Annotated in this window: 14 protein-coding genes and 1 riboswitch; of the genes, 2 read left to right on the forward strand and 12 right to left on the reverse strand. The window is 38.2% G+C overall.

Annotation, left to right across the window (positions count from 1 at the left end; genetic code table 11):
* Positions 1-4: 4 nt before the first annotated feature.
* The 8 genes from IGI52_RS21320 to IGI52_RS21355 all read right to left on the reverse strand — a co-directional run bounded on the left by IGI52_RS21320 (position 5) and on the right by IGI52_RS21355 (position 6,965).
* Positions 5-361, reverse strand: coding sequence for a DUF1634 domain-containing protein (locus tag IGI52_RS21320; RefSeq protein ID WP_438782404.1), 357 nt, complete (start codon positions 359-361; stop codon positions 5-7).
* Positions 361-1,209, reverse strand: coding sequence for a sulfite exporter TauE/SafE family protein (locus IGI52_RS21325; RefSeq protein WP_154059888.1), 849 nt, complete (start codon positions 1,207-1,209; stop codon positions 361-363). The genes IGI52_RS21320 and IGI52_RS21325 overlap by 1 nt, the downstream gene beginning before the upstream one ends.
* Positions 1,210-1,312: 103 nt before the next feature.
* On the reverse strand, positions 1,313-2,641 hold the full coding sequence (locus IGI52_RS21330; protein ID WP_438782405.1) for a phosphatase PAP2/LCP family protein: 1,329 nt from the start codon (positions 2,639-2,641) through the stop codon (positions 1,313-1,315).
* Complete coding sequence (locus tag IGI52_RS21335; protein WP_438782406.1) at positions 2,638-2,892, reverse strand: hypothetical protein; 255 nt, start codon at positions 2,890-2,892, stop codon at positions 2,638-2,640. Before IGI52_RS21335 ends, IGI52_RS21330 begins: the two co-directional genes overlap by 4 nt.
* Before the next feature lie 14 nt (positions 2,893-2,906).
* A complete protein-coding gene (locus IGI52_RS21340) occupies positions 2,907-4,046 on the reverse strand; it encodes an FtsW/RodA/SpoVE family cell cycle protein (protein WP_438782407.1) in 1,140 nt (379 codons plus the stop codon).
* Complete coding sequence (locus IGI52_RS21345) at positions 4,018-5,166, reverse strand: FtsW/RodA/SpoVE family cell cycle protein (protein WP_438782408.1); 1,149 nt, start codon at positions 5,164-5,166, stop codon at positions 4,018-4,020. The genes IGI52_RS21340 and IGI52_RS21345 overlap by 29 nt, the downstream gene beginning before the upstream one ends.
* A 111-nt stretch (positions 5,167-5,277) precedes the next feature.
* A riboswitch (M-box (ykoK) riboswitch) is annotated at positions 5,278-5,446 on the reverse strand.
* Positions 5,447-5,633: 187 nt separating this feature from the next.
* A complete protein-coding gene (locus IGI52_RS21350; protein ID WP_438782409.1) occupies positions 5,634-6,329 on the reverse strand; it encodes an alpha/beta hydrolase in 696 nt (231 codons plus the stop codon).
* Positions 6,330-6,965 carry a pentapeptide repeat-containing protein gene (locus tag IGI52_RS21355; RefSeq protein WP_181235855.1) on the reverse strand — a complete coding sequence of 212 codons (636 nt, stop codon included), beginning with the start codon at positions 6,963-6,965 and terminating at the stop codon, positions 6,330-6,332. It abuts the gene before it with no gap.
* A gap of 668 nt (positions 6,966-7,633) precedes the next feature.
* On the opposite strand from IGI52_RS21355, the gene lepB reads away from it, so the two are divergent.
* Positions 7,634-8,203, forward strand: coding sequence for a signal peptidase I (gene lepB / locus IGI52_RS21360; RefSeq protein ID WP_438782410.1), 570 nt, complete (start codon positions 7,634-7,636; stop codon positions 8,201-8,203).
* 47 nt (positions 8,204-8,250) lie between these two features.
* On the opposite strand, the gene IGI52_RS21365 is transcribed toward lepB, so the two are convergent.
* From IGI52_RS21365 to IGI52_RS21380, 4 genes are all read right to left on the reverse strand, one after another.
* Positions 8,251-8,670 (reverse strand): hypothetical protein, encoded by a 420-nt coding sequence (locus IGI52_RS21365; protein ID WP_070503255.1) that lies wholly within the window; start codon positions 8,668-8,670, stop codon positions 8,251-8,253.
* A gap of 2 nt (positions 8,671-8,672) precedes the next feature.
* Positions 8,673-9,971: a Y-family DNA polymerase gene (locus tag IGI52_RS21370; RefSeq protein WP_207486372.1), complete on the reverse strand. Its 1,299-nt coding sequence runs from the start codon at positions 9,969-9,971 to the stop codon at positions 8,673-8,675.
* A 192-nt stretch (positions 9,972-10,163) separates the two neighbouring features.
* Complete coding sequence (locus IGI52_RS21375) at positions 10,164-11,108, reverse strand: permease prefix domain 1-containing protein (protein ID WP_016178245.1); 945 nt, start codon at positions 11,106-11,108, stop codon at positions 10,164-10,166.
* Positions 11,109-11,111: 3 nt separating this feature from the next.
* Positions 11,112-11,438 (reverse strand): PadR family transcriptional regulator, encoded by a 327-nt coding sequence (locus tag IGI52_RS21380; RefSeq protein WP_048718059.1) that lies wholly within the window; start codon positions 11,436-11,438, stop codon positions 11,112-11,114.
* Positions 11,439-11,677: 239 nt separating this feature from the next.
* Here IGI52_RS21380 and IGI52_RS21385 point away from each other — a divergent pair, with 239 nt between their 5' ends.
* Positions 11,678-12,787, forward strand: coding sequence for an NAD(P)/FAD-dependent oxidoreductase (locus IGI52_RS21385; protein WP_438782411.1), 1,110 nt, complete (start codon positions 11,678-11,680; stop codon positions 12,785-12,787).
* The last annotated feature ends 13 nt before the right edge of the window (positions 12,788-12,800 follow it).

Below are 12,800 nucleotides of genomic sequence, written 5' to 3' on the forward strand. Positions count from 1 at the left end.
CTATTTATTTTTCGACTAAACCAAAACTCATACCGATAATTAAGACAATCAGCACAATGATCGTAATGAAAACATACAAATAATCCTTTTCCTTCGCAAATGCAAAGATTGATACCACTACTCGTAAGACGGGTGTTAAAATCAAGCAAAAAAGCCCCAACATAACAAACGCTTCTCCGTTTAATTGAACCAATTCATGCATAATCAGTGTCAAACTATTCAGTGGCACTTGATCGGTAGCTGGTTGAAAGAATAATAAAATCATGCCAATCAGAATAATCGTAGCAGAAACAATTACTCCAATTCTCAGAATATAACCGATAGAAAGTTCGATTTTCAACATTTCCTCTTTGTTTTCCATTACAGAATCACCCCGAATCCTCGCAGAACCATTTGGAGTCCCATAAATAATAGAATTGGGATAAAAATCATTCGAATCACAATTGGTTTAAGTCGTGTCATAATCCTAGAGCCTACCGTTGCTCCAACTAACACACCCAAGGCTAACGGCGCCGCAATTTGTGGCAAGATGGCCCCACTGAAAAAATAAACCATCGCAGAAGCCGCCGCTGTCACACCCATCATCAAATTACTGGTGGCACTTGATGGCTTTAAGGGCATTTTCATGATGGTATCCATTGCCGTTACCTTAAAAACACCGCTTCCGATACCCAATAATCCTGAAGCAATTCCAGCTCCAAACATCATAGCAAAGCCTCCTGGCACCTTCTCTACTTGATAATTAATTTGTTTATCCAGCACCTTATCATAGTATGAACCATTCAGCTTTAACTTTTCAGCCAGCGAATCGCCTGCCGATTTATTGATCGTTTTATCTGTTTTACCGCGTAATTTTTGAATCATATTCAATACGGAAAACAATAAAAAGCCACCAAACAAAATAAATAGAAACCCCGTCGGAACCACTCCCGAAAGCAAGGCGCCAACAATGGCTCCGATCGTTGTCGCAATCTCTAAAAACATCGCAACTCGTAAATTCAGCATGTCATCCTTCAGATAAGCGATCGTTGCACCAGAACTTGTTGCAATCACACAGACAATGCTAGCAGCGATTGCATACTGAATGTCCAAACCCATCACTAACGTCAAAAAAGGCGTTAAAATAATTCCTCCGCCGATTCCCAAGATCGACCCTAATATTCCTGCCAACGCTCCAACTACAAGTAATAAACCTATTTGACTAAGCATAATTTCCCGCCTTCCTGTTGCTATTATAGCGCAAATTATTTTTTAATTAGAAAATTTAGATCAATAAATTTAAAATTCAAATAGATGAAATCACTAAAATGAATCATTGTTTACTTTCTTCTAAAGCTAATTGCTTATGCAAGAGCTTCTTTACCCGATCCGATTCTTCTTGTGGAATCTTTTGATAAGAAATACCCTCTTCACCTGTGAATCCATCACCGATAAAGCCTTCTCCTTGTATCTGCTGACTATCAATCTCCGTCAGACAAGAATGATAACCAGTCAAAATAGTCTGCATTTGATGAAAGGTTAGATCCGTCTTTCCGTTTTCTCCAATTCCATCTAAAATTTTCTGATAACTAAAAATACTTTTTGCCGAAAGCAGCTTATTGATCAATAATTCCATCACTTCGCGTTGCCTTCCTTGGCGACCATAATCTCCGGTTGGGTCTTCGTATCGCATCCGTGAATACTGCAAGGCTTCCCAACCGTTCAAATGTTGTTTTCCTTTGGGATAGTCAATTCCTTCAGCTGAAAAAGCAAAATCATTATCTACAGTAACACCTCCGACTGCATCTACCAATGTCTGCAGACCATCCATATTTACCGCGACATAATGATGAATCGGAATGTCCAAAAATTTTTCTACTGTATCCATCATCATTTCTGGTCCTCCAATCGAATGCGCATGATTGATTTTGTCCTCATAGTCCGCTCCCACAATTTCAACAAAGGAATCTCGCGGAATACTCACAAGCGTTGCTTTATTCAGTTGATTGTTCAGAGTAGCTACCATGATTGTGTTCGCTCGAAAATCTGTCTTTCTCTTCGCATCGTTTGCAATTCCTAAAATTAAAATGCTCATTGGTTCGGAAGCTGCTGGTGACTTTTGCTTTTTCTCTCGTTCAATCGGAGAATACATTGAATCCGCCATTTTTTGTGAACCTTGGTAAACTTTTAAAGCAAAAACACTTACACCCGCAGCCAGTACAACTAACATTGCCAAGATGCTTAACAACACCTTTTGCCATGTCATAAATTTAACTTTGCGATCCTGCACTGAACTCTTTTGTCGTAAATAGGGGTAAAAAAGACTGGCTGTGCCAAAAGTAATTCCTCCACCAAGAAAGAGTCCAGCAATAATATCGCTAAAGAAATGTACGCCCAAATAAATTCTGCCGCCTGTAATAGTTATCAGTAAAAAGATTAATAACGATTTTATTATTAACGGCGGCTTCTTTTCTATAAAAAAATAAATCAGAAATACCGAACAAACAAACGTCATAACCAAAAGCGAATGCCCACTAGGAAAACTATATGATGAGCGTGAGATATATTGTATTTGATCAGGCCGCGATCGTTGGATGAGCTGTTTCAGCAAGTATCCTATTCCACTTATAAGAATCAGATTTCCAAGACACCAAATAGTCAACGTTTTAAAATTGCTTCGCAGTAAAAAATACTAATGAGGCTAAAAACTACAAGTATTGGACCAATCGTAGCGAATTTAGCAATCACACCCACAAAAGTTGTTACTGCCAAAATATCAGGCAATCGATATTGAATGAATAGCTGATCTAAATGAGTCAGCCATTGCGCATTCAGTACAACTGCCATGGTAAAAAGAAATACTATGAGCAACGCACTCGCGCTACCTAGTAAAAAGGTTTTTCGCATATTCATGTTTGTCTCTCCATTCAATTTTTCTTAAACCCCATCATGATCCCAAAACCGATACCTAGAACAATTAAGGATGTTCCCCCTTGACTCAAAATCGGTAATGGGATACCCGTTAACGGCAGTATGCCGATCGCCGCTCCGATATTTTCAAAAATTTGGAACAGTAAACTAAAAACAAAAGCGGCGGCAATATATAAGTTCGCTTTATTATTCGTGTTGATTGCTGCGTAAAGGATTTGATAAAACAAGTAGAAATAGAGAAAAATAACCAAGGTTCCTCCAATAAAGCCAAAGCTCTCTCCAACGACTGTAAAAATCATATCCGATTCCCGAACAGGAACATAAACTGACGCTTGTCCTTCCCCTCGTCCAAATAATCCGCCAGAACCAATCGCATAAAGACTCTGTACTTGTTGATACGCGATGGAATCGCGATATTGAAAGGGATCGACCCACGCTCGAACCCGATCTAATTGATACGTCTTAAAATGCAGCCAATAAAGCAGTTTATTTCCCCACTCGCTAAATACTAAAATCAGTAACGCACTTCCTAAAGCTGCAGCTGCGCCAGTGATCGTAACAAGAATTTTCCAGTGAACACCAGAAATAACAAATAGCGCCCCTAAGATCGCAATAAAGACCAAACTTGTACCAAAATCTCGCTGCATAAACATCAGTAAAAACGTCGGTAAGCTATATAGTAAGATTTTCCCTATATAGCCAAGATCATTTCTCAAGCTTCGTTGCGGCTGGTTCATTTCGTCGATCAATGTTAGTCGAACCATAAAAAGAATAAAACTAAGCTTCATTAATTCTGAAGGCTGAAAAGAAAAGCCTCCGATTCGCAGCCACCGTTTCGTGTTTGTCACCGCAAACATAGCGGGGTCATGAAACCAATATAAAAGAGCCATCAAGCCCAATGAAAGAACATAAAAAAGCGGGGCATATTTCAATAAATGAGACGTTGTAATGCGACTCACTATCCCCATTGCCGCTAATGAAAGCAAGCAAAAAAGAATCTGTTTCATCATTACACTTTTCACATCGACACCATCCAGCTCAGCTGCCAATGATTGAATACCGATACTAATTAGATAAAACAAGAAAAGCGGTAAAAATAGAGAATAATTAAATTCGTTGCTCAAACGTTTCATCATGTGTTTGGACCTCCGAAGATAATTTTAAGCAGATACCAAGAGCTGCAGAAAGAATCAAATAGCTAGTTCCGCCATAACTAATAAAAGGCAGAGGCACACCCGTCATGGGTATCAGACCTAAAATACTTGCGATATTGATGCTTGTTTGGAACAATAACAAACTTCCCACACCGAAATAAATCAAACTAACTTGCTGGTTGACTTCCTTCGATGCCAATACAAATAGACGAAGCGCAATCAAAAAAAGCAACGCCAATACGAATAACCCAACAATCACGCCTAACTCTTCAACCAAAATCGAATACACAAAATCCGTTTCGGCAACTGGAAGGTAGCCCTTTTTGGTGATACTATTTCCTAGACCTCGACCAAAGAAGCCGCCATTATAAAGAGCATAATAGGAATTGCTCATTTGAAATCCTTTTCCATAAGGATCTAAAAATGGATCTCTGACTAATCGAATACGATCATAAGTATGAGCGAACAATTCAGGCAATAGATGATGACTACCCAGAAAAAGAATCATGCCGCCTGTCAAAACAATCCCCATAAAAATCGTTAGAAAGAGAATCACCGACAACTGATATGGTAATTGCGCAGTAGTTATGATTATTAAAGCGATCCCCCAAATAATAATTGCACCCGTTACCTTTGGTTGGAGCAAAATCAATAATCCACTAAGTAAGACAAGGCCACAAGGAACCAACATTTCATGTCGTGTCCGTTTCACTCGGAAAAAGTAAGCTAAATAAAGAATTAATGCAACATTTGTCACTTCCGATGGCTGGAATTGGATTCCTAATATAGACACCCATCTCTGTGCACCATTAATGCTGACGCCCGCTATTTTTGCCAGCAGCAGACTAACTAACCCGATCACTAGCAATCCTTTTGCTAGTATCCCCTTTGTCAAAACATTGCTTTTCACATGAAAAATGAACGCAATAAGTAACCAACTCAGCCCAATAAAAATTGCTTGCTTACTAAATAATGTTAACGGGTTTTCTCCTTCAGCCATCAGGCGATAGGAACTCGCACTGAAGACAATTAAAAGACCGATTAGACTAACTCCCAAATAAGGTAGCAACAATAGCCAATCGATCTTTCTTTTTTTTATCATGTATAGCTCTCCCTTCATCAAGTAATTGTTTGAGACGAGAGAGTCCACAGTAAATAACCTAAAAAAACACCAAACGTTAGCAAAAAAACTAACAAGTCTGGTGTCTCACACAATCAATCTCATCGTCTGAGTTTTAGCACTAAACAACGTAAAGAATTCCTTCTTAGCTATTTTATGAAAAGCCTTAATCCGACAATTCCTGTTTTACACATTGGCGTCTTTCGACGTTTCTGCGCAATAGCTTATATTTGTTTAGGAGCCTCACCTAACAAGTTTACTTATATTTACTTTCACAAAGAATACTACTTTTTTTATACGTAAATAGCAAAAAAAATCGTCATACCTTACGTCATCTTTAAAATCGCTTATGAAATCCTTTACTAAAAATTTACTAGGAAAAATATTCTTTTTATGATATTCAAATCGAAAAAAAAGTATCCTAGCTAAAATTAACTAGGATACTTCTTTTAAATACTCTTTTTCAACCATTCCTGATAAACCTGCAACTGCTTTGTCGTATGGAAGAAATGCTCTCCTTCGTTAAAAACAGTTAATGAACTATTGGGTGTTTCAGAGAACTTTTCAATCGTTGCTCTTGAGGTCAGGTTATCTTTGCTGCCATAAAGAATTTTTGTTGGAGCTGTCCAATTAATCGGATGCTCAACAACATACTTATAGTAGTCCCATTCCAGTGTCTTGATCGGCGTTTCGATAATCTTTTCCCGTTGCAGATCGGCTTTGGTTAATCCCGACCAAAGTAGCATATTTTCGATCAATTCCTGCATATCAACGATTGGTGATAGGAAGAGACTGTGTTCGATCGGTTTATTTTGACACGCTAACATACCAAAATAGGCCCCTATACTGCAGCCAAATAACGAAAATGTTTTTGTTTGCTCTTCCAGTTCATGCAAAATTTTATTCACATCGGCTACAACATTTTGCGGGTTTAACGCATAGTCAACTCCCTTTCGGTCGCCGTGTTCTGGCAGATCAAAGCTCCAAACTTGATATCCATTTTGTGTGGCAATCTCAGCCAACAATTGAATGACGGTATCTTCCTTATGAGATTGATCGCCGTGAAATGCTAAGATTATCTCATCGCTTGGTTCTCCCCAACAAATAACAGGAATCTTTTGGATATTCTTTTTTTCTCTTTTCATCTAAGCCTCCTCAATTTGTAAACCTAATCCAGCCGCAATGGTCATAGCTTGATAAGAATTCACTTTCAATCCTTTCAGATGCTCCATCGAGAAAGCTATCTTGTTAAATTGATTCGTAGTAAGATCCAAGCCAGATAGTTTTGTCCGCATCCAGTTGCTATTATCCAATTCATTATTGGACAAGAATAAATGCTTCCAAGTCACTTCAAAGAATTCGCTGTCCGTCATTTGACAATTTTCAAAGGCGACATTTTTTAAATTCGTCGCACTATATGAGCCGAAGTTAATCACACAATCCTTGAACTGACAATCCCTTAAATAACTCTCTGCGAAATTACAACCAGTCAATTTACAGCTTTCAAAAATAACCTGATGAAAGCTGCCACCGATCCATTCCAGATTTGAGAAATCACAATTCTTAAAAATTACATTACTCGCTTCAAATCGATATAATTTAGTCCGCTGCATCGTGATTTTCTCTAAAATCGAACGACGTAACACTAAATTTTCACAGGTTAAATAACTATAATCAAAATCCGTGCCATGGACATCCTCAATGGTTGCTTCATCTTCCAAGTAAAAATCCTCAGAGAAATTTTTCGGTAAAATCGGTGGTGCAGGATAATTCTTTTTCATTGTCTTGCTCCTTGTTCAATTTAAAGTATTAATTTTTTATCAAAAATTAATTTCAGTTTCTCGCCGTATATCATTCTGCTAAACCTCTCATTTGTGTTCATCCTCAGAAGCGCGTTTTTCTCTTGCATTCTTAGACACTGCAAAAAGCAGAACTGACATCCTTGTTCAGTTTAAAGTATTAATTTTTTATCAAAAATTATTTTCAGTTTCTCGCCGTATATCATTCTGCTAAACTGCTCATTTGTGTTCATCCTCAGAAGCGCGTTTTTCTTTTGCATTCTTAGACACTGCAAAAAGCAGAACTGACATCCTTGTTCATTTTAAAGTATTAATTTTTTATCAAAAATTAATTTTAGTTTCTCGCCGTATATCATTCTGCTAAACCGCTCATTTGTGTTCATCCTCAGAAGCGCATTTTTCTCTTGCATTCTTAGACACTGCAAAAAGCAGAACTGACATCCTTGTTCATTTTAAAGTAATGGAATTACACCATAGATCATTCTTCTAATGCTTAAAATTTACAGCTACATCTTTCCTCATTCAGCATGTTTACAGTTTCCCATATTCATACAAAAATCTCTACCCTCAATCGCCTTTTTCTTTTATTAGAAGCAAATAAGAGCTTTTTGTTTTGAAGAATGATAAAATTTAGCAATGAGGTGAATCTATTGAATAAAATAATCAAGGAATGGCTTCCCGTAGTCATTATCATAGCATTGATATTTTTAGCCAGGATGTTTGTTTTCTCTCCGGTAAAGGTTGAAGGACATTCGATGGACCCAACGCTTCACGACAAGCAGCATCTAGTCACATCAAAAATATCTAATCTAGATCGACAGGATATCATCACTACGAAGGAACCAGACAATCAAAATATGTATGTAGTAAAGCGAATCATCGGCTTACCTGGAGATCATGTGCAGATGAAAAACAATGTACTTACAATCAACGGCAAAGAATACGCCGAACCGTATCTTGATGAATTTAAGGAAAAGTTCAAAAAGGACAAGCTTAATGAGGAATATTCCTATAATACTGCGTTTCAGGAACAAGCAGCTAATGCTGAGAGTTTTACCAACGATTTTGAAGTAACTGTTCCAAAGAATCAGTATTTCGTTTTAGGAGACAATCGCTTGATTTCTAAAGACAGCCGAATTTTTGGCTTCGTTGACAAATCCTTGATCCAAGGAAAAGTGGTTGTACGTTTCTGGCCGTTAAACGAAATCAAATTATTCTAACTATTTTCCGAAAAAGCCATGACGATTTCTCGTCATGGCTTTACTTCTTACTTTGTAATCTTCTGATTAAGAATTTTTTTCGGACCTAAAATCTCAACATGATGAATTTGCTCAATCGTCAAATGAATTGCGCCTCGTTCCTCTTCATTTAAATAAATTTGTTCTTCTCTTTGTCCAATAAGCCTACCTACCAAATCATCTAAATAGTTTCCTTCATCATCTAGAGCCTCCAGCTGGATAGCAATTCGTTTATTTTGCAAATATGCCTGCTGCAAAACTTCCCCGATTTCTTCTAAAGACATTGGTTCTTTTTCACTATTGATGTGGTTTCGTTCTTTCGACTCTTTATTCAGTACGGCGGTATGATCAGAAAGATAAAAACCGATCCATTTTATCATTCCGCGATCCTGATAAACCTGCTTTGCCTCCATAAATAACCTTTCGGCACTTTCATCATCATAAATCATCCCTAATCCATTCCTTCCATTCCACCGGCATGACCGCCAACCAAACCGGCTCGTTTGATTGCTGTAGCTCCTTCATTTAACGAATGTGCCCGCACAATCGAGCTGAATTTATAACGACTGCGTATTTGAGCGATAACTTCATCAATTTTTTCTTCTTTGATCGTTTGCTGCGGATCTTCGAACAAATTTAACTGTAGATTCCCTGCTGGTCGCAAAGAGGAAACTGTGATAGAAATATTACGGACTTCAGAATGATCCCAGTATTTTTCAAACAACGCAAAAGCTACTTTTGTTAGTTCGCGCGCTTGATAGGTCGGTGGAATTTTCAATTGATGATGAAACCCTCCGCGTTTTCCGCTGCCAAAATACGCATAGGCAATTCCTAGATGCAGTGTACCGCCTAATACATCGTTCTTTCGTAATCGTTGTGCGACCTGTTCGCAGATTTCAGCGATAACAGTTAGAATATCACCTTTATGAGCATAATTTTTTGGTAAAACCTGTGAGTTGCCAATCGATTTTTCCTTAGTAGGATACAAATCCTTTTGCGAGAGAACAGAACGATCAATCCCCCAAGCATGCATATAATGCTGCATCCCCATCACACCAAAATGATTTTTCAAGACAAAGGGGTCGGTATGAGCCAAATCACCCATGGTATACATACCCATCATTTGGTAGCGACGCTCCATCCGATTGCCGATTCCGCAAAATTCGCTTAAGCGAAGCGGCCAAATTTTCTCAGGCACATCTTGATAATGCCATTGAGCAAACCGCTCTTTAGTAAGCTTGGCCTCATTATCCATCGCGATTTTTGCTAATAAAGGATTGTCTCCCATCCCTAACGAAGTATAAATACCAACTTTTTTAATAATTTCGTTTTGAATCATTTTTCCAACTTCCGCCGAACTTTTGCCAAATAATTTCCAGCTATGGGTCAAATCCCCAAATTGTTCATCAATGCTGTAGGTATGAATGTCTTCTTCTGCCATATACGAACGAAAAATCTCTTGGATACGCATGTGATATTGAATATAGAGTGTCATCCGCGGCGGTACAATGTGAAGTTTGGGATGATTAGGAATTTCAAATCCCCGACTAACATTACTGATGCCTAAAACTTTTTTCGCCATCGGGCTTGCTGCTAAAACCAACCCCTCATTCTCGCGATCCCCACTCATTACAACTAGCAAGTCTTCCAGTGGTTTCAGTCCATGCTCAATACACTCCACACTGGCATAAAAGCTTTTCGAGTCCATACAGAAAACATCTCTGACAGGCTCCCCTTCGTACACATTCATCAAAACCACCTCCTCAAAAATCAAACATATGTTCGCTTTAAGTTTAGGTTTATTCTGAATTTTTGTCAATCGTTAACCGATGAGGATTTAATAAGAAATTTTCCAAAGGATTTTGACTGATAAAACAGATAAAAAAGACGTTCTAAGCATCTTAATCATGCCTAAAACGTCTTTCAACGTATAAATCTTATACTACTTTTTTACAAAAATGGCCTCCAAAACACTGTAAAAAATTCCTGCCATTACAAAAATCATCCAGCTCATACCCCATGCCCCGCTCAAAAACGACCAGCCTAAGTAGATCATCACAACAATTGGCCAATAAACTCTCTCCAGCAAATGCTTCGTACGTGCTGAGTCACCATATTTTGCCTGCATCGCATTGGGGCCTAATTCATCTTCATCAGCGATAAAGTATTTTTCCTTAATAAATTTATCAAAGCTATTGTAATTGATACTGCCGTAAATAATTAGAAACACCCCAATTGCCAAAAAGAAGAACATCACGGGAATTCCGTATTCCGCGTAGGTAAACATTTGGAAAAAGAAAATTGGCGAGATACTTAATACACACAGACAAATCCCAAATACTAAGCTGACTTGAAAGCTTTTTTGATAACCTTTTTTCAACTTTTGAGCCTCTTTATTCGTGTCAATCGGGATATAACGATCATTTAATTCTGAATTATTTTTTGAAAACTGCATCCCATTATAAATAATAATCCCAACACTGATAGCGATCATAACAAAAAACAATAAAAATCCCATCATCTCAGAACCACGGATGCCCAATCCAATCAATGCTCCAACCGCAAGCAGGCAACCACTGATCCCTAAGCTTAAACCCATTGCATCTTTCTTACGTTCGGTCAAATACTGATACATCTCGTCTTCGTTGATTCCATTTTCCGGTTCTTTTTCACGAGAAGCAAATTCTAATTCTTCACGTAATTCATCAACGGAGCCAAACTCACTGATTACCTGACCAATCGCTTCGTGCTCGCTCTTTCCTTCATCTATTAACGCTAAATAGTGATCTTCCATTATTGTTAAAATCTCTTGTTTTGCTCGCAAGACTTCTTTTGTTTTTGGAAATTCAAGAAATAATGTCTCTACATAATTTTTGATCGTATCCATTTTTTACCCTTCTTTCATAAATCGGTTCACAACTTTTTTGGTTTGCTTCCATTCATCCCGCTTTTCTTCCAAAAAAGCCAGTCCTTTATCTGTAATCTGATAATACGTTCGTTTTTTACCATGGGTAATTTCTCCAGGATAAGAATGGATATAGCCATTTTTCTCCAAACGATTGAACGCCGAATACAGTGTCGTCTCCTTGATGACATAGATTTCTCCGCTTACATCTCTAATTTTCTGGGAAACAGCATACCCGTAGGAATCGCCATCCTTCAGTACGGACAAAATGATGACATCATTGTATCCGCGAATCCCATCGCTAGAAATCATTTTGCCACCTCCTGAGATTACTTCATCTGTCGTTGTAATCATTGTACGCTAATTACTACGACAGGTAAAGTAAAATATTTTTGAATTTTCGAAAAGTATTTTCAAATCAGTAAAATTAATCAATGAAAGCGTTGAACTATCACTATTCTTCCAGCAATGATCTAAAAAGCATTTTTTTCAATCTAGTGATATGATCTTACTGACTATATAAATTTTAAGATAAAAAGGAATTGAAACTTATGCAAAAAATCGCAATCATTGGCGGTGGCATCATTGGGATGACACTGGCAAATTATTTAGATCCAAAAAAATATCAAGTAACGCTTTTTGATGATCCTACTGGACAAGCAACAAAAGCCAGTGCAGGGATTATCTCTCCTTGGCTGTCCAAACGCCGAAATAAGCAGTGGTATCGATTAGCCAAAGATGGTGCGGCTTTCTTTCCAAAATTGATCCAAGATTTCCAGCTAGATCATACGATCTATCAGCAATCTGGAACATTGCTTTTACGTCCCGAAAAGCAAATAGCAGAGCTACGAGCATTGGCAGAAGAACGTAAAAAAAACGCACCAGAGATCGGTATGATCAAGCAGCTGACTGGCGAACAGACACAGCAAGAATTACCCTTACTAAAACCCTTGCCAGCTCTTAAAATTAGCGGTGGCGGTCGCTTAGATGGAAAGGCCTATTTGATTCGAATGCGTAAATTAGCGCAAGAAAGCGGCGTTAAGTTTATTTCTCAACGTGTTCAGTTAGCAAATATACAGTCCCTCACCTATGGCGATAACCAAGCAGCTTTTGATCAAATTATTTTAACTGTCGGCCCTCATTTAAAAGGATTATTAGCTCCTTTAAACTACCAAGTCGATTTACGTCCACAAAAGGGGCAGCTCTTAGTATTTGAAACGGCTTTTAACTCTAGCGGAAATTTCCCGGTAGCCGTGTTAGATGGCGAAGCAGATTTGATCCCCTTCTTAAATGGAAAAATTTTACTGGGCGCAACACATGAAAATGAAGCGGCTTGGGATTTGTCAGAAACACCAGAAGCTTTTGAACAACTCACAAATAGTGCACGGGATTTCCTCATGGAACCCGAGAAATTATTAACTACACCCTTTCATTATCGAGTTGGGACACGCGCATATACGTCTGATTATGCCCCCTTTTTTGGTCAATTGGATGATCATTTATTGGTTGCTAGCGGGCTTGGCTCCTCTGGGTTGACGACTGGTCCGTATATTGGCTATTTATTGGCTCACTATTTGAATACAGGTGAATCGAACTGGCAAGTTTACCAAAAAGAATTGTCAACTTATATTCAGCGCAAAGAAACGCCGGAATCAGACTAAGATTCCAGCGTTT

This window comes from Enterococcus sp. DIV0187, from assembly GCF_051713785.1.
GTDB lineage: Bacteria > Bacillota > Bacilli > Lactobacillales > Enterococcaceae > Enterococcus_A > Enterococcus_A avium.

What these genes read in the sequence shown, in the direction of transcription:
- IGI52_RS21380 (WP_048718059.1), bottom strand. Translation starts at nt 11,438, where the DNA reads ATGATTTCTAGCGATGGGATTCGCGGATACAATGATGTCATCATTTTG.
- IGI52_RS21385 (WP_438782411.1), top strand. Translation starts at nt 11,678, where the DNA reads ATGCAAAAAATCGCAATCATTGGCGGTGGCATCATTGGGATGACACTG.
- IGI52_RS21370 (WP_207486372.1), bottom strand. Translation starts at nt 9,971, where the DNA reads ATGAATGTGTACGAAGGGGAGCCTGTCAGAGATGTTTTCTGTATGGAC.
- IGI52_RS21355 (WP_181235855.1), bottom strand. Translation starts at nt 6,965, where the DNA reads ATGAAAAAGAATTATCCTGCACCACCGATTTTACCGAAAAATTTCTCT.
- IGI52_RS21365 (WP_070503255.1), bottom strand. Translation starts at nt 8,670, where the DNA reads ATGATTTATGATGATGAAAGTGCCGAAAGGTTATTTATGGAGGCAAAG.
- IGI52_RS21350 (WP_438782409.1), bottom strand. Translation starts at nt 6,329, where the DNA reads ATGAAAAGAGAAAAAAAGAATATCCAAAAGATTCCTGTTATTTGTTGG.
- IGI52_RS21335 (WP_438782406.1), bottom strand. Translation starts at nt 2,892, where the DNA reads ATGAATATGCGAAAAACCTTTTTACTAGGTAGCGCGAGTGCGTTGCTC.
- IGI52_RS21325 (WP_154059888.1), bottom strand. Translation starts at nt 1,209, where the DNA reads ATGCTTAGTCAAATAGGTTTATTACTTGTAGTTGGAGCGTTGGCAGGA.
- IGI52_RS21320 (WP_438782404.1), bottom strand. Translation starts at nt 361, where the DNA reads ATGGAAAACAAAGAGGAAATGTTGAAAATCGAACTTTCTATCGGTTAT.
- IGI52_RS21345 (WP_438782408.1), bottom strand. Translation starts at nt 5,166, where the DNA reads ATGATAAAAAAAAGAAAGATCGATTGGCTATTGTTGCTACCTTATTTG.
- IGI52_RS21340 (WP_438782407.1), bottom strand. Translation starts at nt 4,046, where the DNA reads ATGATGAAACGTTTGAGCAACGAATTTAATTATTCTCTATTTTTACCG.
- IGI52_RS21375 (WP_016178245.1), bottom strand. Translation starts at nt 11,108, where the DNA reads ATGGATACGATCAAAAATTATGTAGAGACATTATTTCTTGAATTTCCA.